20 protein-coding genes are annotated in these 21,674 nt (G+C 71.6%); 12 read left to right on the top strand and 8 right to left on the bottom strand.

The window, feature by feature from the left end; genetic code table 11:
• Window positions 1–96 precede the first annotated feature (96 nt).
• Window positions 97–957 carry a biotin--[acetyl-CoA-carboxylase] ligase gene (locus tag ACSU6L_RS13985; RefSeq protein ID WP_437056847.1) on the top strand — a complete coding sequence of 287 codons (861 nt, stop codon included), beginning with the start codon at window positions 97–99 and terminating at the stop codon, window positions 955–957.
• Between the two features lie 187 nt (window positions 958–1,144).
• Window positions 1,145–2,263 carry an adenylate/guanylate cyclase domain-containing protein gene (locus ACSU6L_RS13980; protein WP_437056845.1) on the top strand — a complete coding sequence of 373 codons (1,119 nt, stop codon included), beginning with the start codon at window positions 1,145–1,147 and terminating at the stop codon, window positions 2,261–2,263.
• 38 nt (window positions 2,264–2,301) lie between these two features.
• Here ACSU6L_RS13980 and ACSU6L_RS13975 read toward each other — a convergent pair whose 3' ends face one another.
• The gene (locus ACSU6L_RS13975; RefSeq protein WP_437056843.1) at window positions 2,302–2,916 is read right to left on the bottom strand and encodes a hypothetical protein; all 615 of its coding nucleotides are present in this window, start codon (window positions 2,914–2,916) and stop codon (window positions 2,302–2,304) included.
• A gap of 233 nt (window positions 2,917–3,149) precedes the next feature.
• On the opposite strand from ACSU6L_RS13975, the gene ACSU6L_RS13970 reads away from it, so the two are divergent.
• From ACSU6L_RS13970 to hutH, 3 genes are all read left to right on the top strand, one after another.
• Window positions 3,150–3,950 carry an enoyl-CoA hydratase/isomerase family protein gene (locus tag ACSU6L_RS13970; RefSeq protein WP_437064883.1) on the top strand — a complete coding sequence of 267 codons (801 nt, stop codon included), beginning with the start codon at window positions 3,150–3,152 and terminating at the stop codon, window positions 3,948–3,950.
• Between the two features lie 125 nt (window positions 3,951–4,075).
• A complete protein-coding gene (locus tag ACSU6L_RS13965; RefSeq protein WP_437056841.1) occupies window positions 4,076–5,218 on the top strand; it encodes a diguanylate cyclase domain-containing protein in 1,143 nt (380 codons plus the stop codon).
• A 96-nt stretch (window positions 5,219–5,314) separates the two neighbouring features.
• Window positions 5,315–6,853, top strand: coding sequence for a histidine ammonia-lyase (hutH, locus tag ACSU6L_RS13960; protein ID WP_437064882.1), 1,539 nt, complete (start codon window positions 5,315–5,317; stop codon window positions 6,851–6,853).
• A gap of 92 nt (window positions 6,854–6,945) precedes the next feature.
• Here hutH and ACSU6L_RS13955 read toward each other — a convergent pair whose 3' ends face one another.
• On the bottom strand, window positions 6,946–7,737 hold the full coding sequence (locus tag ACSU6L_RS13955) for a hypothetical protein (RefSeq protein WP_437056839.1): 792 nt from the start codon (window positions 7,735–7,737) through the stop codon (window positions 6,946–6,948).
• Between the two features lie 55 nt (window positions 7,738–7,792).
• Window positions 7,793–8,089, bottom strand: a complete 297-nt coding sequence (locus ACSU6L_RS13950) for a hypothetical protein (RefSeq protein ID WP_073940342.1) — start codon at window positions 8,087–8,089, stop codon at window positions 7,793–7,795.
• Between the two features lie 109 nt (window positions 8,090–8,198).
• Between ACSU6L_RS13950 and ACSU6L_RS13945 the strand changes: the two genes are divergently transcribed.
• The 5 genes from ACSU6L_RS13945 to ACSU6L_RS13925 all read left to right on the top strand — a co-directional run bounded on the left by ACSU6L_RS13945 (window position 8,199) and on the right by ACSU6L_RS13925 (window position 15,918).
• The gene (locus tag ACSU6L_RS13945) at window positions 8,199–8,579 is read left to right on the top strand and encodes a hypothetical protein (RefSeq protein WP_437056837.1); all 381 of its coding nucleotides are present in this window, start codon (window positions 8,199–8,201) and stop codon (window positions 8,577–8,579) included.
• Between the two features lie 208 nt (window positions 8,580–8,787).
• Window positions 8,788–10,044 (top strand): Ig-like domain-containing protein, encoded by a 1,257-nt coding sequence (locus ACSU6L_RS13940; protein WP_437056835.1) that lies wholly within the window; start codon window positions 8,788–8,790, stop codon window positions 10,042–10,044.
• A gap of 143 nt (window positions 10,045–10,187) precedes the next feature.
• Complete coding sequence (locus ACSU6L_RS13935) at window positions 10,188–11,669, top strand: ABC transporter permease (protein WP_437056833.1); 1,482 nt, start codon at window positions 10,188–10,190, stop codon at window positions 11,667–11,669.
• Window positions 11,670–11,713: 44 nt separating this feature from the next.
• Window positions 11,714–12,394, top strand: a complete 681-nt coding sequence (locus ACSU6L_RS13930; protein ID WP_437056831.1) for an ABC transporter ATP-binding protein — start codon at window positions 11,714–11,716, stop codon at window positions 12,392–12,394.
• A 221-nt stretch (window positions 12,395–12,615) separates the two neighbouring features.
• Window positions 12,616–15,918, top strand: coding sequence for a S8 family peptidase (locus tag ACSU6L_RS13925; RefSeq protein WP_437056829.1), 3,303 nt, complete (start codon window positions 12,616–12,618; stop codon window positions 15,916–15,918).
• A gap of 46 nt (window positions 15,919–15,964) precedes the next feature.
• On the opposite strand, the gene ACSU6L_RS13920 is transcribed toward ACSU6L_RS13925, so the two are convergent.
• The gene (locus tag ACSU6L_RS13920) at window positions 15,965–16,879 is read right to left on the bottom strand and encodes a helix-turn-helix domain-containing protein (RefSeq protein WP_437056827.1); all 915 of its coding nucleotides are present in this window, start codon (window positions 16,877–16,879) and stop codon (window positions 15,965–15,967) included.
• Window positions 16,880–17,050: 171 nt separating this feature from the next.
• Here ACSU6L_RS13920 and ACSU6L_RS13915 point away from each other — a divergent pair, with 171 nt between their 5' ends.
• Window positions 17,051–18,091, top strand: coding sequence for an NAD(P)-dependent alcohol dehydrogenase (locus ACSU6L_RS13915; protein WP_437056825.1), 1,041 nt, complete (start codon window positions 17,051–17,053; stop codon window positions 18,089–18,091).
• 69 nt (window positions 18,092–18,160) lie between these two features.
• Here the strand turns inward: ACSU6L_RS13915 and ACSU6L_RS13910 are convergent, their stop codons facing one another.
• Entirely contained in the window at window positions 18,161–18,577 is a 417-nt protein-coding gene (locus ACSU6L_RS13910; RefSeq protein ID WP_437056823.1) for a DUF1707 SHOCT-like domain-containing protein, read from the bottom strand.
• An 86-nt stretch (window positions 18,578–18,663) separates the two neighbouring features.
• On the opposite strand from ACSU6L_RS13910, the gene ACSU6L_RS13905 reads away from it, so the two are divergent.
• A complete protein-coding gene (locus ACSU6L_RS13905; RefSeq protein WP_437056821.1) occupies window positions 18,664–19,248 on the top strand; it encodes a TetR/AcrR family transcriptional regulator in 585 nt (194 codons plus the stop codon).
• On the opposite strand, the gene ACSU6L_RS13900 is transcribed toward ACSU6L_RS13905, so the two are convergent.
• From ACSU6L_RS13900 to ACSU6L_RS13890, 3 genes are read right to left on the bottom strand one after another with little or no spacing between them, the layout of a single operon-like run.
• Entirely contained in the window at window positions 19,196–19,849 is a 654-nt protein-coding gene (locus tag ACSU6L_RS13900; RefSeq protein WP_437056819.1) for a DUF3885 domain-containing protein, read from the bottom strand. The genes ACSU6L_RS13905 and ACSU6L_RS13900 overlap by 53 nt on opposite strands.
• Window positions 19,846–20,511 carry a peptide-methionine (S)-S-oxide reductase MsrA gene (gene msrA, locus ACSU6L_RS13895; protein WP_437056817.1) on the bottom strand — a complete coding sequence of 222 codons (666 nt, stop codon included), beginning with the start codon at window positions 20,509–20,511 and terminating at the stop codon, window positions 19,846–19,848. Before msrA ends, ACSU6L_RS13900 begins: the two co-directional genes overlap by 4 nt.
• A gap of 50 nt (window positions 20,512–20,561) precedes the next feature.
• A complete protein-coding gene (locus ACSU6L_RS13890; RefSeq protein WP_437056815.1) occupies window positions 20,562–21,665 on the bottom strand; it encodes a hypothetical protein in 1,104 nt (367 codons plus the stop codon).
• Window positions 21,666–21,674 lie beyond the last annotated feature (9 nt).

The raw sequence follows: 21,674 nt of genomic DNA, 5'->3' as shown, positions 1-21,674 counted from the left end.
CTGCCTGCTCAAAAGGGGGGACGGTTACTCATCCGTAGAGTAGTGGGGGGTCTTCCGATCGGCAGTGCGGTCTATCCCACACCTAGGGTGGCTTGCATGACGCCCCGAGATGCCTCAGGAGACAACCGCTGGTCGGACCTCGACCGGCCGCCCCTCAACGCCGCCGCTCTGCGCCGGGCCCTGGTCCGGGAAGGGAGCCTGTGGTCGGACGTGGAGGTGGTGCAGCGCACCGGCTCAACCAACAGCGACCTGGTGGCCCGGGACGCCAGTGGTGAAACACCCGAGGGAGTGGTCCTCGTCGCCGAGGAACAGACGTCCGGGAGGGGACGCCTGGACCGCCGGTGGACGGCACCGCCGCGCTCCGGGCTGTTCTTCTCCGTGCTCCTGCGGCCCGCCGAGGTGCCGGTGACCCGCTGGGGGTGGCTCCCGCTGCTGACCGGCGTGGCCGTGGCCACCGGGCTGTCCCGCGCGGCGGGCGTCGACACCGCCCTCAAATGGCCCAACGACCTGCTGGTGACCGTGGCCGGAGAGGAACGCAAGGCGGGCGGCATCCTCGCCGAGCGGTCGGGCGAGCACGGCGTCGTCGTGGGCGTCGGCATCAACGTCACCCTCCGCGCGGACGAACTGCCGGTCCCCCAGGCGGCCTCCCTCGCCCTGGCCGGAGCCACCGTCACGGACCGCGACCCGCTGCTGCGGGCCATGCTGCGGTCCCTGGAGGACTGGTACGGCCGCTGGCGCGCCGCGGGCGGCGACCCGGCGGCCTGCGGCCTCCAGGAGACGTACGCGGCGGGCTGCGCGACGCTGGGCCGGGTCGTACGGGCCGAGCTGCCCGGGGACCGCTCGATCATCGGGGAGGCGGTGGCCGTCGACGGCGACGGCCGACTGGTGATCGCCACGAAGGAGGGTGTGCAGGAGCCGGTGGGCGCGGGCGACGTCGTGCACCTGCGGCCGGCGTGAGTGAGCCGGCCTGAAGGGGCGCGGGGAGCCGCGCGACCTGCCCCGCACGACCCGCACCCGGCAGACGGCAGCCGCCCCCACCCACCGCACCCGCCCCGGTGCACCTGACGGAGTGAGCTGGCGCACATCTGCCGTAGAGTTGAGGCCGGTCGATACCTGACCGTGGCAGATCGGAAGGGCAACAGGCGTGACCGTCGACGACACGGGCTCCGGCATGGGTCGTAACCCAGCGCCCGACGGCACCGACCCAGGCGAGGACCCCCTCGCCCTCCGTCTCGAACAGCTCATCCTCGGTGCCGAGCGCCGCTACACGCCCTTCCAGGCGGCCCGCAGCGCCGGCGTCTCCATGGAGCTGGCGTCCCGCTTCTGGCGGGCGATGGGCTTCGCCGACATCGGGCAGGCCAAGGCGCTCACCGAGGCGGACGTCCTGGCGCTGCGCCGCCTGGCCGGTCTCGTCGAGGCGGGCCTGCTGAGCGAGGCGATGGCGGTGCAGGTGGCCCGTTCCACGGGCCAGACCACCGCCCGTCTGGCCGAATGGCAGATCGACTCCTTCCTGGAGGGCCTGACCGAGCCCCCGGAGCCCGGCATGACCCGTACCGAGGTCACGTATCCGCTGGTCGAGCTGCTGCTGCCGGAACTGGAGGAGTTCCTGGTCTACGTCTGGCGGCGGCAGCTCGCCGCCGCGACCGGCCGGGTCGTCCAGGCCGCCGACGACGAGGAGATGGTCGACCGGCGGCTGGCCGTCGGCTTCGCCGACCTCGTCGGGTTCACCCGGCTGACCCGCCGCCTGGAGGAGGAGGAGCTGGGCGAGCTGGTCGAGGCGTTCGAGACCACGGCCGCCGACCTGGTCGCCGCGCGCGGCGGGCGGCTCATCAAGACGCTCGGCGACGAGGTGCTGTACGCCGCCGACGACGCCGGGGTCGCCGCGGAGATCGCGATCCGGCTGATCGAGACCATGGCGAACGACGAGACCATGCCGGAGCTGCGCGTCGGTATCGCCTTCGGCACGGTGACCACCCGAATGGGCGATGTGTTCGGTACGACGGTGAACCTCGCCTCCCGGCTGACGTCTATAGCCCCCAAGGACGCCGTGCTCGTCGACAGCGCGTTCGCCGAGGAGCTGATCCGCACCGGGGAGGCCCCGGCCTCCGAGGCGGAGGCGGCCGAGGCCGCGGCCGCCGCGGAGAAGGAGGGCGAGCAGCCGCCGACGTACCGCTTCGCGCTCCAGCCGATGTGGCAGCGGCCGGTGCGTGGCCTCGGCGTCGTCGAGCCGTGGCTGCTCAGCCGCAGGGACGGGACGGCGTAGGTCGCTCTCCCTGGCGGCACGGCGGGCGCGGCCGGGGATCAGCGGCGCCTGCTCAGCGGGTCCAGGCACAGGTCGATGACCGGTACGCACAGCTCCGGATCGTCCGGGCGATGCGGCGCCGGGGCGCCGGTGGTCGGGGCGGGCTCGGGAGTCGGCTTCGGCTTCGACGGGGTGGTGCCGGGAGGTGCCTGGGGCGCGGCCGTGACCTCGGACGACGGGGCCGCGGGCGGATTCGGCGCGTGCGGGACGGCCGTGGTGCGGGGGACGCCGATGCCGGTGTTCGTGGGGGAGCCGGTCGCGGTCGGGACGGGCAGGCCCGCGGACGCCGCCCTCGGTGCCGTCCCCACGCCGCCGAGTGCGGACGGCGCGGACGGGCTGCGTTCCGGTGCGGCGGCGAAGGTCGCGGCCGTGTCGGCCGCCCGTTCCCGGCCGCCGTCGGCCGTGGCCCGGTCCGGGCTCGGGCCGGGCCGGGCGGCGCCGAGGCCGCCGACGGCACCGGGCTCCGGAGCAGGCCGTACGAGACTCAGCAGCCCGGCGGCCACCACGAGGCCGGCTGCGGCGAGCAGCAGCTTGCGGGAGCGAGGGCGGCGGTGCCGGCCACGGGCCGGGCGGCTCGTGGTGCCGGTCGTGTCGGTCTGCGTTCCGCTCGTCATGCGATCGATCCCTCCCCGATGCGTGCGCCCCCGGTGCGCCGTGGCGGTGCACGCTATGCGCTCCCGCGGGTGGGTGACCGGGAGTCGGGCGGGATGTCACTCGAACGGGGTGCCGGACGCGGACCCGGCGGCCGGGGGCCCGTTCGCTCTTTCCCCGGCGGGGCACGGCTGCGATGATCGGGGCACTGTTGTTAACCCGCGTTAACCGGAGGGGTGTCGTGAGCGAGGCCGTTGTGAGCGAGGAGCGGTTCGGGGAGTTCGTGCTGGTCCGGCGGCACGAGGACGGGCATGTCGCGGAGCTGGCGCTCGACCGGCCCAAGGCGATGAACGCGGTGTCCAGCGAGATGGCGCGCTCCCTCGCCGGCGCCTGTGCCGCGCTCGGCGCCGACCGGGACGTCCGCGTGGTCGTGCTGACGTCGACGCACGAACGGGCGTTCTGCGTCGGCGCGGACCTGAAGGAGCGGAACTCCTTCACCGACGCGGAACTGGTCCGGCAGCGCCCGGTCGCGCGCGCGGCGTACACCGGCGTGCTGGAACTGCCGATGCCGACGGTCGCGGCGGTCCACGGCTTCGCCCTCGGCGGTGGCTTCGAGCTGGCGCTGTCCTGCGACGTGATCGTGGCGGACCGTACGGCGGTGGTGGGGCTCCCGGAGGTGTCCGTGGGGGTGATCCCCGGCGGTGGCGGGACCCAGCTGCTGCCGCGCCGGGTGGGCGCGGCCCGCGCCGCCGAGCTGATCTTCACGGCGCGCCGGGTGGACGCGCCCGAGGCCCGGGAGCTGGGGCTGGTCGACGTCCTGGTGGACGAGGGCCAGGACCGCGCGGAGGCCCTGTCGCTGGCCTCCCGGATGGCCGCCAACTCCCCGGTGGGTCTGCGTGCCGCCAAGCGCGCCCTGCGTCTCGGCCACGGCCTGGACCTGCGGGCCGGCCTGGAGGTCGAGGACGCGGCCTGGCGCTCGGTGGCGTTCTCGCGCGACCGCGCGGAGGGTGTGGCGGCGTTCAACGAGAAGCGGGCGCCGCGCTGGCCGGGGGAGTGAGACCCCGTCCGGTGCCGGGGGGAGTGAGCGGGAACCCGTCCTGCCGGGCCCGGCGCGGCCGTGGTGATCACTCCAAGCGGTGCATCAACGTCCCACATCCCCCGAAAGCTCCCTAGCCTGGAGCAATGGGTGAGGACAACCGGCTCGCGGACGTCGTCGCGCTCGCGCAGGGCATGGCCGCGGCGCGCACTCCGCGCGAGTCGTGGCGGGCCGCGGCGGTGGGGGCGTGCCGGGCGCTGGGCGGGAGTTTCGCCGCGCTGTCGGTGTGGGAGCGGGAGCTGGGGCGGCTGCGGGTGCTGGTGAACGTCGGTGAGCGGGCGCCGGACGAGGTGGAGTTCCCGGAGGACGAGACCTATCCGGTGCACCAGTTCGCCGAGATCACCGAGTTCCTGCACGAGCAGTGGGCGGCCGGCGGCGAACCGGACGCCTGGGTGGAGACCGCCGACGGGCCGACCGAGGGGCGCGCCGGCTTCGTGCACCAGCGCGTCTCGGCCCTGCGCCGCCGCGGCCGGGGGTCCTGTGTGGTCGCGCCGATCGTGCTGCACGGCCGGGCCTGGGGCGAGCTGTACGTGGCCCGCCCGGCCGGTACGCCGGTGTTCGACCGGGGCGACGCCGACTTCGCGACCGTCCTGGCCGCCGTGGTGGCCGCGGGCATCGCGCAGACCGAGCGGCTGGAGGAGGCCCGCCGGCTGGCCTTCACTGACTCGCTGACCGGCCTCGCCAACCGCCGCGCGGTCGACATGCGGCTGGACGAGGCGGTGGAGCGGCATCGCGAGGAGGGCGTGGTCGTCAGCCTGGTGGTCTGCGACCTCAACGGGCTCAAGCGCGTCAACGACACCCTCGGCCACGCCGTCGGCGACCGGCTGCTGGAACGGTTCGGGTCGGTGCTGTCCCTGTGCGGCGCGATGCTGCCGGGGACCCTGGCCGCCCGGCTCGGCGGGGACGAGTTCTGTCTGCTCGCGGTCGGGCCGCCCGCCGAGGACGTGGTGAAGGTGGCCGGCGAACTGTGCCGCCGGGCGGCCGAGCTGGACCTGGGGGAGGGCGTCGCCTGCGGGGTCGCCTCCACCGAGGAGCCGATCGGCGCGGTCCGCTCCGCCCGGCGGCTGTTCCGGCTCGCCGACGCCGCCCAGTACCGCGCCAAGGCCGTCCGCGCGGCCAGACCGGTGGTCGCGGGCCGGGAGGGCCCGGACGATCCCGTCGTACGCCTGGCCGACGCGCCGTCCCCCGAGACGTCCCGCGAGCGCCGCCGCTTCCGGGGGCGGCCCTGAGGGTCCCGGTGCGACCGTGTGCGTGTGGGTAAGGGGTGAACCCCGCACCCACTGGTGACATTTTCGAATTCACTGCGTACGCTCCTGAATATGGATATGCACACTGTGGTGGTGGGGACGTCCGGCGTCACCGCGTCCGACGTCCTCGCCGTGGCCCGCCGCGGCGCCCGTGTCGAGCTCTCCGACGAGGCGGTGGCCGCCCTCACCGCGGCCCGGGAGATCGTGGACGCGCTGGCGGCCAAGCCGGACCCCGTCTACGGCGTCTCCACCGGCTTCGGCGCCCTCGCGACCCGGCACATCGGCCAGGAGCTGCGCACCCAGCTCCAGCGCAACATCGTCCGCTCGCACGCCGCCGGCATGGGCCCGCGCGTCGAGCGGGAGGTCGTACGGGCCCTGATGTTCCTGCGGCTGAAGACCGTCTGCTCCGGACACACCGGCGTGCGGCCCGAGGTCGCGCAGACCATGGCGGACGTCCTCAACGCCGGCATCACCCCGGTCGTGCACGAGTACGGCTCCCTCGGCTGCTCCGGCGACCTCGCCCCGCTCTCCCACTGCGCCCTGACGCTGATGGGCGAGGGCGACGCCGAAGGCCCGGACGGCACCGTCCGCCCCGCCGGGGAGCTGCTCGCCGAGCACGGCATCGCCCCCGTCGAGCTGCGCGAGAAGGAAGGCCTCGCCCTCCTCAACGGCACCGACGGCATGCTCGGCATGCTCATCATGGCCCTCGCCGACCTCGACACCCTCTACAAGTCCGCCGACGTCACCGCCGCCCTGAGCCTCGAGGCCCTGCTCGGCACCGACAAGGTCCTCGCCCCCGAACTGCACGCCATCCGGCCCCACCCCGGCCAGGGCGACAGCGCCGCCAACATGCTCGCCGTGCTGAACGGTTCCGGCCTGACCGGCCATCACCAGGACGACGCGCCCCGCGTCCAGGACGCCTACTCGGTGCGCTGCGCCCCGCAGGTCGCCGGCGCCGGCCGCGACACCATGGCGCACGCCCGCCTGGTCGCCGAGCGCGAACTGGCGTCGGCCGTCGACAACCCCGTCGTGCTGCCCGACGGCCGGGTGGAGTCCAACGGCAACTTCCACGGCGCCCCGGTCGCCTACGTCCTGGACTTCCTCGCCATCGCCGCCGCCGACCTCGCCTCCATCGCCGAGCGCCGCACCGACCGGCTGCTGGACAAGAACCGCAGCCACGGCCTGCCGCCGTTCCTCGCCGACGACGCGGGCGTGGACAGCGGCCTGATGATCGCTCAGTACACGCAGGCCGCCCTGGTCAGCGAACTGAAGCGGCTGGCCGTACCGGCGTCCGCGGACTCCATCCCGTCCTCCGCGATGCAGGAGGACCACGTCTCCATGGGCTGGTCGGCGGCCCGCAAGCTGCGCACGGCCGTGGACAACCTCACCCGGGTCGTCGCCGTCGAGCTGTACGCCGCCACCCGTGCCGTCCAGCTGCGCGAGGGCCTGACCCCGGCCCCGGCGACCCGCGCCGTCCTGGACGCGGTCCGCGCGGCCGGCGTCGAGGGCCCCGGTCCCGACCGCTTCCTCGCCCCCGACCTCGCGGCGGCCGACGCGTTCGTGCGCGACGGGCGGCTGGTCGCGGCGGTGGAGACGGTCACCGGACCGCTCCGCTAGGGGGCGAGACGCTCCCTAGGGACCGGCCGTACGGACGCCGAAGGGCCCCGCCCGCTCTGCGGACGGGGCCCTTCGGCAGTGCCTGGCGGTGCTTACTTGAGCTTGCCGGCCTGGAACTTCACCAGCTCCGCCGGAACGGCGTACTTGTCGCCGGTCATGAGCGCACCGAGGTTGAGCGTGTAGTACGTCGCGATGGTGCTGCCGTGCCGCACGACCTCGGCGTGGACGTCGCCCGTCGAGCCGTCCTCCATGTCGCCGGTCACCACGAACGCCACGGACTCGTCGCCGGTGCCCGAGGACTTCTCCTCGGTCACCTTGGTGACCTTCTGGTCCTCGCCCTGCGACGTGCCGGAGAAGCCGCCCGCGCAGTTCTCGACCGCGTCGGCGACCGACTTCATCGTCTGCTCGGCGCCGTCACCGTCGTAGGAGGACAGGCCGACGACCGTGTAGTCGACGTTCATCGCGTCGGCCATCATGTCCTCGGCGTCACCCTCGGCCAGGTCCTCCAGGGACTTGGACGCGGTGTCCGTCGGGCTCTTCTCCTCGACGGCGCCGGTGTTCGTCTCCGCCGCGGCGTCGCCCGGGGCCAGACCGCTCATGACGTAGGTCAGCGGCAGGCACTTCTCGTCCGTCTTGACGTCGTCCTTGGTCATCACCGCGGACTTGTCGAGCGGCTCGACCTTGTACCCGTCGACCTCGCCGTCGGCGATGATCAGCTTCTTCAGCTCCGCCGCGCTGAGCGCCTTGGCGGCAGGGGCCTTCTCGTCCGAACCGAGGCTCTTGTCCCCGCTCGACTCGCTCTCCGAGCAGCCCGTGACAAGGGCGAGCGACAGCACGCTCACAACAGCTGTGGCGCCCAGTCGCGCACCCGATGATCTCTTCATGAGCGGACTATGAAGGGCCAGTCAAGAACACGTCAAGCCAGATTATCTTCCGGGCTTACAGCCCAAGACGCTCCCTGCGCACCGAATACACCACGAACCCGGCGCCCAGCGTCAGACAGAACGTGCCGCCGACGACGTACGGGGTGCTGTCGAAGCTGCCGGTGTCGGCGAGCCGGGGCCCGCTCTCGGACGTGGTCAGCGAGGCCGCCCTGGCCTGCGTCGTCCGCGTGGCCGCGGGCTGCTCTCTGGCCGAGTCGTCCGAGGTCGCGTTCGCGGACGGGACGAACCACAGGGCGCCCAGCAGGGTGCCCGCGGCGGTGGCGGTCAGCAACGGACGGCGAGCGGATGACACGGAATATCGATCCCCTTGTGGCGCTGGCGAATTGGCCGTGTGGGGCGATGTTAGTGAAAGTCGCGGGTCACGGGAAAGTCACGGGAGCACCTGGCCGTACGCTCCGGGCATGAGCACTCCAGAGACATCACGTTTTGTCCGGCTTCGAGTAGAGCTCGTCCTCGAAGTGATGGACGAGGACGCGGTCACCAAGGCCGCGTTGCGCAAGGTCGCCGGCGAATCGGATATGCCGGCCGGTGAACGGGTACATGCCGAGAGCGCTGTGACGGAGGACACCGCGGAGGCCCTGGCCTACCTCGTCGACCCGTTCGACCTGGTCGGCGAGGTGCCGGGGATCGAGCTCCAGCAGGCCTCCTGGAGCAGCGAACAGGTCGACTACGACCCGGATTCGCCGGAGTGGGACCTCGACGAGGACGATGACGACGAGGACGAGGCATACGACGAGGACGACGAGGACGACGAGGACGAGGGCGCGGCGTCGGGCGGCTGAGCGCGCGGGGAAAAAAATGTGACCCCGGGGGGCAACCGCCACCCGGGGTTCGCTCGTCTCAAGGGGCGCACTGACCGACACCGGCGCCGGCCTGTCCGGCCGCGACGTGGTGTGCCCCACACATACGGCGAATGTGGAACGGGACGAACCGGTCGTAGCGTTGAACCCACTTAACGGGGACTCTCGGGGTTATGGGGAATCGGTAACGATGGAGAAGCGTGTGATGACGAACAGTAGGCGGCTCAGGGGCCTGAGGGCCGCGACCGCACTGCTCGGCAGTGTGCTGGTGCTCTCGGCCTGCTCCGGCGGCGAGGCGTCCGGCGAGGACAACGACAGCTCCCAGGCGACGGTCGACGAGGCGGCGGCGCAGAAGACCTCCGCGGCCCAGATCAAGATCACGCCCAAGGACGGCTCGTCCAACGCCTCCATCAACAACTCCGCGGCCGTCACCGTGAGCAAGGGCACCCTCACCGAGGTCAGGATGACCACCACGGACGGCACCGCGGTCGCCGGTGAGATATCCGCGGACAAGACCAGCTGGAAGCCCAGCGCCCAGCTGGAGCGCGCGACCGGCTACAAGATCGCGGTGACCGCGAAGGACGCCGACGGCCGTGAGGCCCACGAGAACGCCTCCTTCACCACCGTCTCCCCGGACAACAGCTTCATAGGCAGCTTCACTCCGGAGGACGGCTCCACGGTCGGCGTGGGCATGCCCGTCTCGATCAACTTCGACAAGGCGATCACCAACAAGGTGGACGTCCAGAAGGGCATCACCGTCACCTCCAGCAGCGGCCAGGAGGTCGTCGGCCACTGGTTCAACGCCAACCGCCTCGACTTCCGTCCCGAGGACTACTGGAAGGAAGGCTCCAAGGTCACCCTGAAGCTGGCGCTCGACGGCGTCGAGGGTGCCGAGGGTGTCTACGGCGTCCAGCAGAAGACGGTCTCCTTCACCATCGGCCGCAACCAGGTCTCCGTCGTCGACGCGCAGACCAAGCAGATGAAGGTCATGCAGGACGGCAAGGTCGTCAAGACCATCCCGATCTCCGCCGGCTCGCCCGACAACAAGACGTACGAGGGCCAGATGGTGATCTCCGAGAAGTTCAAGGAGACCCGGATGAACGGCGCGACGGTCGGCTTCACCGACGACGACGGCAAGGGCGAGTACGACATCAAGGACGTGCCGCACGCCATGCGTCTGTCGACGTCCGGCACCTTCATCCACGGCAACTACTGGGGCGCGAAGTCCATCTTCGGCAGCGTCAACACCAGCCACGGCTGCGTCGGCCTGTCCGACACCAAGGGCGCCAACGACCCGAACACCGCGGGTGCCTGGTTCTACGACAACTCGATCGTCGGTGACGTCGTCGTCGTGAAGAACACCGGTGACAAGACCATCGCCCCGGACAACGGCCTCAACGGCTGGAACATGGACTGGGCGCAGTGGAAGGCGGGCTCCGCGGTCTGACGCGGGCCTATCCGGCCGGATGACCGCCTGATGAATGCCGCTTCCCCTCGGGGGAGGCGGCATTCGCGTTTTCCGGGGCCTTCTCATCCTTCTCTTATCCGGGCCTTATCCCTTCATCACGCGTCGTCCCTAGCTTGCGGCCCATGTTCTTCACCTACCTGAGGCGCGAACTGCGCCGCCGCAGAAAGGCGGCCCTCGTCGTCGCCTCCGGACTCGCGCTGGGCATCGCGCTGGTCATCGTGGTCAACTCCGTGTCCTCCGGCATGGGCAAGGCCCAGGACAAGGTCCTCCAGTCGCTGTACGGGCTGGGCACCGACATGACCGTCACCAAGGCGGCCGAGCCCGCCGAGGAGGGGCAGGACGGCGAGCGCCCGCGGTTCCGGTTCGACGCCCAGGACGAGGACTCCGGCGAGGAGCAGAGCAGCGACCGGGTGATGGTCCAGGGCTTCCAGACCCTGTCGAGCGCCACCGTGAAGAAGGTCGCCGCGCAGGACGGCGTCTCGGACGCGGTGGGCGGACTCAGCCTCCAGGTCGTCAAGGTGAGCGGCGAGTTCACACGGGGTCAGTTCCAGCAGCAGCCGGACAGCGGCAGCGGCAGCGGCGGCCAGGGCGGCCCCGGGGGCGGCGGCAGCGCCGAGCCGGAGGGCCGGGTGCAGGGCGGCGGCGCCGACTTCGACGTCAACAGCTACACCGTCTACGGCACCGACGTCACCGAGCCCGCCCTCGGCCCGCTGACCTCCTCCGAGATCACCAGCGGCCGTACCTTCAAGGACTCCGAGACCGACGCGAAGGTCGCCGTCGCCGATGCCTCCTACGCCAAGGAGAAGAAGCTCGCCGTCGGCGACACCGTGACCGTCAAGGGCGTCGAGTTCGAGGTCGTGGGCATCGCCACACCGGAGAGCGGAGACGCGGCCGCCAACCTCTACATCCCGCTGAAGCGGGCCCAGACCCTCGCCGACTCCGCGGACAAGGTCACCACCATCTACGTCAAGGCGACCGACTCCCAGCGGATCGACGCCGTCAAGTCGGGCATCCAGAAGAACATCTCCGGCACGACGGTCACCACCTCCGCCGACCTCGCCGAGACCGTCTCCGGCTCCCTGTCCACCGCCTCCGACCTCGCCGGCAAGGTCGGCAAGTGGCTGTCGATCGCCGTGCTCGTGGCCGCGTTCCTGGTGGCCGGACTGCTCACCTCGTCCGCAGTGTCCCGGCGGGTGCGGGAGTTCGGCACGCTGAAGGCGCTGGGCTGGCGGTCCGGCCGGGTGACCCGGCAGGTGGTCGGCGAGGCCGTCGTCAACGGCCTGGTCGGCGGGGTGCTCGGCATCGCTGTCGGCGTCGCCGGGGCGTACGCGGTGACCGCGGTCAGCCCGACACTCCAGGCGGAGCTGGGCGGGGGGACCACCGGCGGCGGCATGGGCGGCCCGGGCGGCGGCCGGATGCCCGGCGGGCCCGGACAGCAGGCCGCGTCCCGCACGCTCGACGTCGCCCTCACCGCGCCGGTGAGCCTGACGACCATCGCGCTCGCCGTGGGCCTCGCGGTGACCGGGGGACTGATCGCCGGCGCGTTCGGCGGCTGGCGGGCGTCGCGGCTGCGGCCGGCGGACGCGCTGCGGCGCGTCGAGTAGCCGACGGCCACGCCCACCCCCTCACCCCTCCCAGGAGCAGACCCATGTACGAACTCAAGGCCGTCACCAAGCGCTACACCCGCGGCAAGGAAGCCGTCCACGCCCTCGCCGGGGTCGACCTGACCATCCCCGACGGCGACCGGCTGGTCATCCAGGGCCCCACCGGCGGCGGCAAGTCGACGCTCCTTCAGATGCTGGGCGGCCTCGACCGGCCCAGCTCCGGGGAGATCGTCCTCGACGGGACCGACCTGGCCCAGTTGTCCGAGGCCAGGCTCACCAAGGTGCGCAGCGAGAACATCGGCTTCGTCTTCCAGAGCTTCAACCTCATCCCCACGCTCACCGCGCAGGAGAACGTGGAGACCGCCCTCGTCCCGCTCGGCGTGAAGCCGAAGGAGCGGCGCGAGCGGGCCGCCGAGGCGCTGACGTCGGTGGGCCTCGGGGAGCGGCTCGGGCATCTGCCCGGTGAGATGTCCGGCGGCCAGCAGCAGCGGGTGGCGATCGCCCGGGCGCTGGTGAAACAGCCGAAGGTGCTGCTCGCCGACGAGCCCACCGGAAACCTCGACGAGTCGACCCGCGACGAGATCATGGACGTACTGGAACGCATGTGGAAGGAGCTGGGGCTCACTTTCATCATGGTCACCCACGACTCCGCACTCGCGAAGAAGGCCCCGCGGCTGGCGACGATCCGGAAGGGAACCATCACGGTCAAGGAGAACAACTCCTGAGGACCTGAGTACGAACCTCTGAGGCACCGTCAGCGCGGTTCGGCGCGCGGGTCGTTTCTATAGCGAACTCGTGACACAGCCCGCTCTTGAGGCCATTGATCACCCCCCGGCATACTCACAGTTCCGGGGGGTGCACGAGCGTGTGTGCGGGACCACCCCCGGCCGGGTGAACGGGGAATTCGCCCGGTACCTCAACTCCAGGGGGAGTTTTGCGCAGACAAGTGAAGAGAGCGGGCGTCACGGCGGTCGCCACCGCGGCCGCCGTGGCCCTCGCCGCGGGACTGACCACCCCGGCCTCGGCGAAGCCCGCACAATCCGTCCAGAGCAGCGCCGAACTGAAGTCCCAGCACCACGTCACCCTGATCACCGGCGACCGGGTCACCGTCGACGGCAAGGGGCGCGTCATCGGCCTCCAGGCTGCCAAGGGACGCGAGCACATACCCGTCCAGATCCGCAAGGTCGACGGGCACACCCTCGTCATACCCGCCGACGCGGCCCGCCTGGTCACCACCGGCAAGCTCGACCGGCGGCTGTTCGACGTCACCGAGCTGAACAAGTCCGCCACCCGCAAGGCCCAGAAGAAGGGCCTGAAGGTCATCGTCGGCTACCAGGGCGCCGCGGGCGGCGCCAAGTCCGACGTCCGGGACGCGGGCACGCTCCGGCAGAGCCTGAAGTCCCTGAACGCGGACGCCGTGCAGACCCCGTACGAGGACACCCACGAGCTGTGGGACGCGGTCACCAACGGCGACCGCACCGCCTCCGGCATCGCGCACGTCTGGCTCGACGGAGTCCGCCGGGTCAACCTCGACAAGTCCGTCGCGCAGATCGGCGCCCCCAAGGCCTGGGCGGCCGGCTACGACGGCAAGGGCGTCAAGATCGCCGTCCTCGACACCGGCGTCGACGCCACCCACGCCGACCTCAAGGACCAGGTCGTCGCCTCGAAGAACTTCACCAAGGCCGCCGACGCCACCGACAAGTACGGCCACGGCACCCACGTCGCGTCCATCGCGGCCGGCACCGGCGCCAAGTCCGGCGGCAAGCTCAAGGGCGTCGCGCCCGGCGCCGACATCCTCAACGGCAAGGTCCTCGACGACACCGGCTACGGCGACGACTCCGGCATCCTCGCCGGCATGGAGTGGGCGGCCGAGCAGGGCGCCGACGTCGTCAACCTCAGCCTCGGCGGCCCGGACGGCCCGGAGGTCGACCCGCTGGAGGCGGCGGTCGACAAGCTGTCCGCCGAGAAGGGCATCCTGTTCGCCATCGCGGCCGGCAACGCCGGTCCCGAGTCGGTCGGTTCGCCCGGCAGCGCGGACTCCGCGCTCACCGTCGGCGCCGTCGACGACAAGGACCAGCTGGCGGACTTCTCCAGCACCGGTCCGCGCGTCGGCGACGGCGCGATCAAGCCGGACGTCACCGCGCCCGGCGTGGACATCACCGCCGCCGCGGCCCCCGGCAGCGTCATCGACCAGGAGGTCGGCCAGAAGCCCGAGGGCTACCTGACCATCTCCGGCACGTCGATGGCCACCCCGCACGTCGCGGGCGCCGCCGCGATCCTCAAGCAGCAGCACCCGGACTGGACCGGCGCCGAGATCAAGGCCGCCCTGACCGGCTCCACCAAGGGCGGCGCGTACACGCCGTTCGAGCAGGGCTCGGGCCGTGTCCAGGTCGACAAGGCGCTGAAGCAGACCGTCGTCGCCGAGCCGGTGTCGGTGAGCTTCGGCATCCAGCAGTGGCCGCACACCGACGACAAGCCGGTCACCAAGCAGCTGACCTACCGCAACCTCGGGACGCAGGACGTCACCCTCGCCCTGTCCGCCAAGGCCACCAACCCCAAGGGCCAGCCCGCGCCCGCCGGCTTCTTCAAGCTCGGCGCGACCAAGGTGACGGTCCCGGCCGGCGGCAAGGCCTCCGTCGACCTCACCGTCGACACCAAGCTGGGCGGCACGCTCGACGGCGCCTACTCGGCGTACGTCACGGCGACGGGCGGCGGCCAGACGGTCCGCACCGCGGCGGCCGTGCAGCGCGAGGTGGAGTCGTACGACGTCACCCTGAAGGTCCTGGACCGCTCGGGCAACGCGACGAAGAACTACGACGTCAGCCTGGACGCCATGACCGGTCTGGGCAGGGGCAAGTGGTACACGCCGTACGACCCGGACGGCACCGTCACCACCCGCGTGCCCAAGGGCAGCTACGTGCTCAACTCCAGCGTGCTCGTCAGCGACGACCCCGAGAAGTACGAGGGCGCCGACTGGCTCGTCCAGCCCAAGCTGAACGTCACCAAGAACACGACGATCACGCTGGACGCCCGCAAGGCCAAGCCGGTGGACATCACGGTGCCCGACGCGGCCGCCAAGTCCGAGTTCGCGTCGCCCGACTTCACCGTCGAGTCCGGCGACAGCTCGTACTCGTACGGCTGGTGGATGGACTCGTACGCCAACTTCCGCACCGCCCACCTCGGCCCGCAGATCACCGACGGCACGCTCTCCCAGCAGTGGGCCGGACACTGGACCAAGGGCGCCGGTGAGCAGTACGACACCGTCGTCGGCTCCAAGGTGAAGCAGCTCGCCACCGGCTACACCAAGCACTACAAGGCCTCGGACCTCGCCAAGGTCAAGGTCGCCATGGGCGCCGCGACCCCCGGCAAGAAGGGCGCGCTCTCCGCGGTCGGCTGGCTGCCGGGCAGCTTCGGCGCCACGTCCATCGCCGTCCCGCAGCAGCTCCCCGGCACCCGCACGCTCCACCTGTCCACGCAGGGCGGCGTCAAGTGGGACCTGGAATTCGAGCAGCAGGGCGGCGTGGACGAAGAGGGCTGGCCGGTCTCCGAGGCCTTCTACAGCCTCGGCTCCGGGCAGGTCTTCAAGGGCGGCGAGAGCTACACCAGGACCGTCAACAAGGCCGTCTTCGGCCCGACCCTGAACAGCGAGTTCGGCGTCTACCGGGACGGCAACGAGATCTACGGCTACCTGCCGCTGTTCGCCGACTCCCGGAAGAACCCCGGCTCGTCGCTGTTCACCTCGGTGAACACCACCCTCTACCGCAACGGCACCAAGGTCGGCACGAACGACGACCCGCTGTTCGGCGAGAAGACGTTCAAGGTCCCGTCCGGTGACGCCGCGTACAAGCTGACCACCTCGGTCAAGCGGACCACCAAGGTCGCCGCCGCCTCCACCAGGATCGACGCGAGCTTCAGCTTCCGCTCCAAGAAGCCCGCCGACCTGACCAAGCTGCCGGTCTCCACGGCCCGCTTCAACGCCTCCGTCGGCCCGGACGGCAAGGTCACCGCCGGCAAGTCGGTCACCTTCCCGGTCACCGTCGAGGGCGCGGCCAAGGGCAACCTGAAGTCGCTGTACGTCTACGCGTCGTACGACTACGGCCAGACCTGGAGGAAGCTCACCGTCAAGGACGGCAAGATCACCGTCAAGAACCCGGCGAAGGGGAAGGCCATCTCCTTCCACGCCAAGATCACGGACAAGAAGGGCAACAAGTCCACGATCTCGATCTACAACGCGTACTACGGCAAGTGACCCACGCCTGACACACGCGTGATCCGGTGAGGCCTCGGCGCCGTCGTCAGACCGACGGCGCCGAGGTCTTCGCGTCCACGCCCCAGCTCGCCAGCAGCCGCAGCGCGTCGGCCGACGCGGACCCCGGCTCCGCGTGGTACGTGATCAGGGACTGCTCCACGTCGTCGACCAGGCGGAACGTCTCGAACGACAGCGTCAGCTCGCCCACCAGCGGATGCCGCAGCCGCTTCACGCCGTACGTCTTCTCCTTGACGTCGTGCCGCGCCCACAGCCGCCGGAAGTCCTCGCTCTTCACGGACAGCTCACCGACCAGCGCCGACAGCCGCGGATCGTCGGGGTGGCAGCCCGCGTCCATGCGCAGGAAACTCACCACGTCCGACGCCTTCTGCTCCCACTGCGGGAACAGCTCCCGGTACTCCGGCTTCAGGAACACCATCCGCGCCCAGTTCCGCTCCCGCTCCGGCAGCTCCCCCCAGTCGCCGAACAGGGCCGCCGCCATCCGGTTCCACGCCAGGACGTCCGAGCGCCGCCCCACGACGTACGCCGGGATGCCGTCCATCGTGTCCAGCAGCTGCCGCAGCGCCACCCGCACCGGCTGGCTGCGCGCCACCGGCTTCTTCTTGTGCTGCGTCGGCTTCGCCAGATGCGTCAGGTGCGCGTGCTCGGCCTGGTTCAGCCGCAGCGCGCGGGCGATCGCGTCCAGGACCTCCGCCGAGACGTTCCGGCCGTTGCCCTGTTCCAGCCGGGTGTAGTACGCCACCGAGACCCCGGCGAGCTGCGCCAGCTCCTCGCGCCGCAGCCCCGGCACCCTGCGATGCCGTCCGTAGTCGGGCAGGCCCACGTCCTCCGGCTTCAGCCGGGCCCGCCGGGTGCGCAGGAACTCGCTGAGCTCCGCCCGCCGGTCCAGACCGGTCCCGTGGTCCGCCGCCGGCTCCGGTACCGCGTCGAGCTTTCCATCCATACGTCCAGTATTCCTGGTCGTACGCACCTGAGCCTGACCCCGCCAGTGGTACGCACGGCGAACGTACGCAAAGGCGTGGTCTGGGTGGATGCCGCGCACTCGGCGAGGCTGGAGCACGTACCCGGACGGAAGGCAGCCGGGTACGCGACCCCCGCTAGGAGACCCCTCGGCATGACCACTGTCGCCGCATACGCCGCCCCCTCCGCCAAGGCTCCGCTGGAGCGCACCACCATCGAGCGGCGGGAGCTCGGCGAGTTCGACATCCTGATCGACATCAAGTTCGCCGGAATCTGTCACTCCGACATCCACCAGGCCCGCGAAGGCTGGGGCGAGGCCATCTTCCCGATGGTCCCCGGCCACGAGATCGCCGGCATCGTCACCGAGGTCGGCCCCGGCGTCACCCGCTACGCCGTCGGCGACCGCGTGGGCGTCGGCTGCATGGTCGATTCCTGCCGCGAGTGCGAGAACTGCGAGGCCGGCCAGGAGCAGTACTGCGTCAAGGGCAACGTGCCCACCTACAACGGCATCGGCAAGGACGGCCTGCCCACCTACGGCGGCTACTCCGAGAAGCTGGTCGTCGACGAGAACTACGCCGTCCGCATCCCCGACGGGCTGGCGCTCGACGAGGCCGCGCCGCTGCTGTGCGCCGGCATCACCCTCTACTCGCCGCTCAAGCGCTGGAACGCCGGCCCCGGCAAGAAGGTCGCCGTCGTCGGCCTCGGCGGCCTCGGCCACATGGGCGTGAAGATCGCCCACGCGCTCGGCGCGGAGGTGACCGTGCTGTCGCAGTCCCTGCGCAAGCAGGAGGACGGCCTGAAGCTCGGCGCCGACCACTACTACGCCACCAGCGACCCGAAGACCTTCGAGGAGCTCGCCGGCACCTTCGACCTGATCATCTCGACGGTCTCGGCCCCGCTGGACTTCGGCGCCTACCTGTCGCTGCTCAAGACGCAGGGCACCCTGGCGAACGTGGGCGCCCCGGAGGAGCCGGTCTCCCTCAACCTGTTCTCCGTGATCGGCGGCGGCAAGTCCCTCGCCGGCTCCATGATCGGCGGCATCGCCGAGACCCAGGAGATGCTGGACTTCTGCGCCGAGCACGGCATCGGCGCGGAGATCGAGCTGATCCGCGCGGAGCAGATCAACGAGGCGTACGAGCGGGTGCTCGCCAGCGACGTCCGCTACCGCTTCGTGATCGACACGGCGACCATCTGACCGTCCCGGCGCACACGACCCGGGGCCGGCGGCCCGCACCAGCTGTGGTGCGGGCCGCCGCCTGCGTTTCTAGGCTTCGTCCCCGCCGCGCGGCCAGATCGCGACCGCGACCAGCATGGCCGCCCACACGCCCAGCGGCGCGAGTGGCCAGTAGTACGTCAGCTCCCCCCGCTGCGCACAGCGCACGCCCCATATCCCGGACATGATCACCGCCCCGCCGAGCCAGTACCGCCACTCGGCCAGCCACTCCATGAGGTCCTTGCGGTCCTGTTCCGCGCGCGTGGGCGCCGGCGCGGGCAAGTCGGCGGTCAGTACGGCCAGTTCGCCGGCCGTACGCGCCCGAAGCGCGCCGGCCGCGCGGTGCGCGTGCTCCTCGGGGGCGAGCCGCCCCTCCGTCAGCGCCCTCGTGAGCACGCCGAGCACCTGGTCCCGGTCGCGGTCCGAGACCCGCACGGCGGGCGTGGCAGGATCGCGCTGGTCTTCCATCGCTGTCCCCTTTCCGTACGGCACGGCAGGCCGTCGGCAACGACTTTTAGAATACGACTGTATCTCAAAAGGGTGAGGAGCACGCGATGCCCAAAACCGTCGACCGGGAGGAGCAGCGCCGGCAGATCGGCACCGCCCTGCTCGAACTGGCCGCCGAGCGCGGCCTCGACGAGGTCAGCGTGCGCACCGTGGCCGCCGCCAGCGGCCGCTCCGCCGGCGCCGTGCAGAAGTACTTCAGCACCAAGGAGGAGATGCTCGCCTTCGCCGCCGAACTGGCCGGCGAGCGCGTCGAGCGGCGGATGGCCCAGGTCGACACCACGCTGCCGGCACGCCAGGCGCTGCGCGACCTGATCCTCACCACACTGCCCCTGGACGCCGAGCGCCGCGCCGACGCCACCGCCCAGCTGGCCTTCGCCGTCCACGCGGCCCACCACCCCCGCCTCGCCGCGATCCGGCGCCAGGTCGACCAGGACGTCCGGCAGGCCCTGGTGACCTGGCTGGAGTCGGCCGGGCACGGAGAGAACACGGGGGCCGTCGCCGATGCGGTGATCGCCCTGTCCGACGGCCTGGCGCTGCGGATGCTCTACACGTCGTCCGAGCGGGAGCGGGAGGACCTGCTCACAGCCCTGGACCGGGCGCTGGACGCCCTGATCGGCTCGCCGGGGGCCTGATGTCGAAGGCCGGCCGGGTGCGGGCGGGGAGCCACGCCGCGTGACGGTCGCGAAGCCGGTCCCGTTCGGCAGGCGTGGCGAGGACGACGTCCGCGCCGCCGTCGTAGGGGTGGTGGATGCGACGGAGCTCCGTGTCGGTGACGAACACCTCGACGACCGCCTCGTCGGCGACGGCGCGCAGCAGGCTGTCGACGCAGCCGGACCGCCAGGGCCGCCGGTCGGCGTAGAGACGCGTATAGGTGTGGAAGTCCGGATCGGGATCGTCCAGATCCGGTTCGGTCCACCAGAGGACACCCTCGGGGTGGAGCTCCCGGCGCGGTGTCGGATACCCGGCGGGACCGGTCGGGGTGTACGACCAGTCCATGGTCACGACGAACACGTCCGTGCCGGCGAACAGCCCGTCGAGGACCGTGTTGTACCGCTCCAGGACGACCGCGTACTCGTCCTCGGACTCCGGGTAGCGCTTCGATCCGGGCAGGCTGTGGAAGCGCACCCAGACATCCGCGTACGTGCTGCGGAACGTGTGTCCGACGGGCGGACCCGACGGCCGTCGAGCCCGCCACAGCGCTGCGAGCAGCGCCGGGTCCACCCCCGTCGTCACCCTTCGGCCCCGGCGACGCCGATCGGGCAGGAGACGCCCGTGCCGCCGATGCCGCAGTAGCCCGCCGGGTTCTTGTCGAGGTACTGCTGGTGATAGTCCTCGGCCGGATAGAACGTGCGGCCCTGCGCCGGCAGGATCTCCGTGGTGATCTCGCCGTAGCCGGAGTCGGTCAGCACCTGCTGGTAGGACTTCCGGGAGGCCTCGGCCGTGGCCGCCTGTTCGGGGGTGTGGGTGTAGATCGCCGAGCGGTACTGGGTGCCGACGTCGTTGCCCTGGCGGAAGCCCTGGGTCGGGTCGTGGGCCTCCCAGAACGTCTTCAGGAGGCGGTCGTAGGAGATCACCGCCGGGTCGAAGACGACCCGCACGACCTCCGTGTGGCCGGTCAGGCCCGAGCAGACCTCCTCGTAGGTGGGGTGCTCGGTGTAGCCGCCCTGGTAGCCGACCAGGGTGGTGTACACGCCCGCCGGGAGCTGCCAGAACTTGCGCTCGGCGCCCCAGAAGCAGCCCAGGCCGAAGTCGGCGGTCTCCAGGCCCTCGGGGTAGGGGCCGAGGAGCGGGGTGCCGAGGACCGTGTGACGCTCGGGGACGGTGAAGACCGGCTCCGGGCGGCCCCGCAGCGCCTGCTCGGGGGTGGGCAGGACGGGCGTACGTCCGAAGAGCATGGGTTCCTCCTGGTGCCGGGCGGTGCCTGCGTCAACGTACGGCCGCGTCCTCAGATTCCGCCGCGCGCCTTCAGCACCTGCGCCGCGCTGTAGTCCCGCTCCCCGGTGTAGGCCTTGATCATCGCCTCCCGGCCGCCCCGGTACGACCACGGCACGGCGTCGATGTACCCGTCGACCAGCCGGAACTGCTCCACCGCCGCCTCGTGGCGGTCCTGCCAGAACAGCAGGCTGGCGAGGAGGTGGCGGACGTGCGGGATCCGCCAGTCGCCGGGGTTCGCGGCGGCGGCCGCCGCCACGTCGACCAGGGCCGCGTCGACCGCGGCGACGACCTCGGGGCGCTTGTAGAACTCGTCCCGGTTGAGGTCGTCGTGCGCGATCTCGTACTCGTAGTACGCCTCCAGCGGCAGCACGCTCAGCAGCTGCCCCGGCCGGCCCTTCTCGGCCGCCGCCCGGGCGAACGCCTCCGCCAGTTCGTGCGAGCCGCGCCACTTGGCGCACCAGTACTGCAGCGCGGCGGAGTGCGCGGCCAGGTGGTGCGGGTCGCGCTCCTCGATCTCCGCCCAGATCTTCTCGAAGCGGTCGTGCGGATAGCCCAGGCCCATCGCCAGCGGCAGTTCCACGATGAACGGGCACGGGTCGTCGCCCGCCAGCGACTGCGCGTGCGCGCACGCCTCCTGCGCCTGCCGCAGCACGCGGTGGAAGCCCGCGAACTGCTCGTCGGTGGTGTACTTCGCCCGCGCTGCGCCGCGGATCTCCCACGCCAGGTCGATCAGGGACTCGGCGTGCACCAGGGCCGCGGCGGGGTCCTCGGGCCGCGCGGTACGCCACGCCAGCAGCCAGGCGTCGTCCTTGACGGCCTCCCGCGCCAGCACGCTGGAGCGCCGGTCCCGCTCCTGCCAGTCCTGTCCGGCCGCCGCCAGGAACTCGGCGCCCGCCTGCCAGTTCCCGGCCCGGACGGCCTCCCGCGCGGCGGTGACCTCGGGGTCGGGGGCGCGATCATGGTCGGTGTCGAGCTGGTCGCCGGGCAGGAAGCCCAGCTTGGCGGCGGCCTTCGGCAGGTCCCCGGTGCGTACGCCGCCCGGACCCTTCGTGTGCTTGCGGAACCAGACGACGAGCACGATCAGGAGGACGGCGAGCGGGATGACTATGTGCATGGGTGCGTT

It is taken from the genome of Streptomyces sp. enrichment culture (assembly GCF_964272855.1).
Taxonomy (GTDB): Bacteria; Actinomycetota; Actinomycetes; order Streptomycetales; family Streptomycetaceae; genus Streptomyces.
This window is presented reverse-complemented; position numbering and strand designations above follow the sequence as displayed.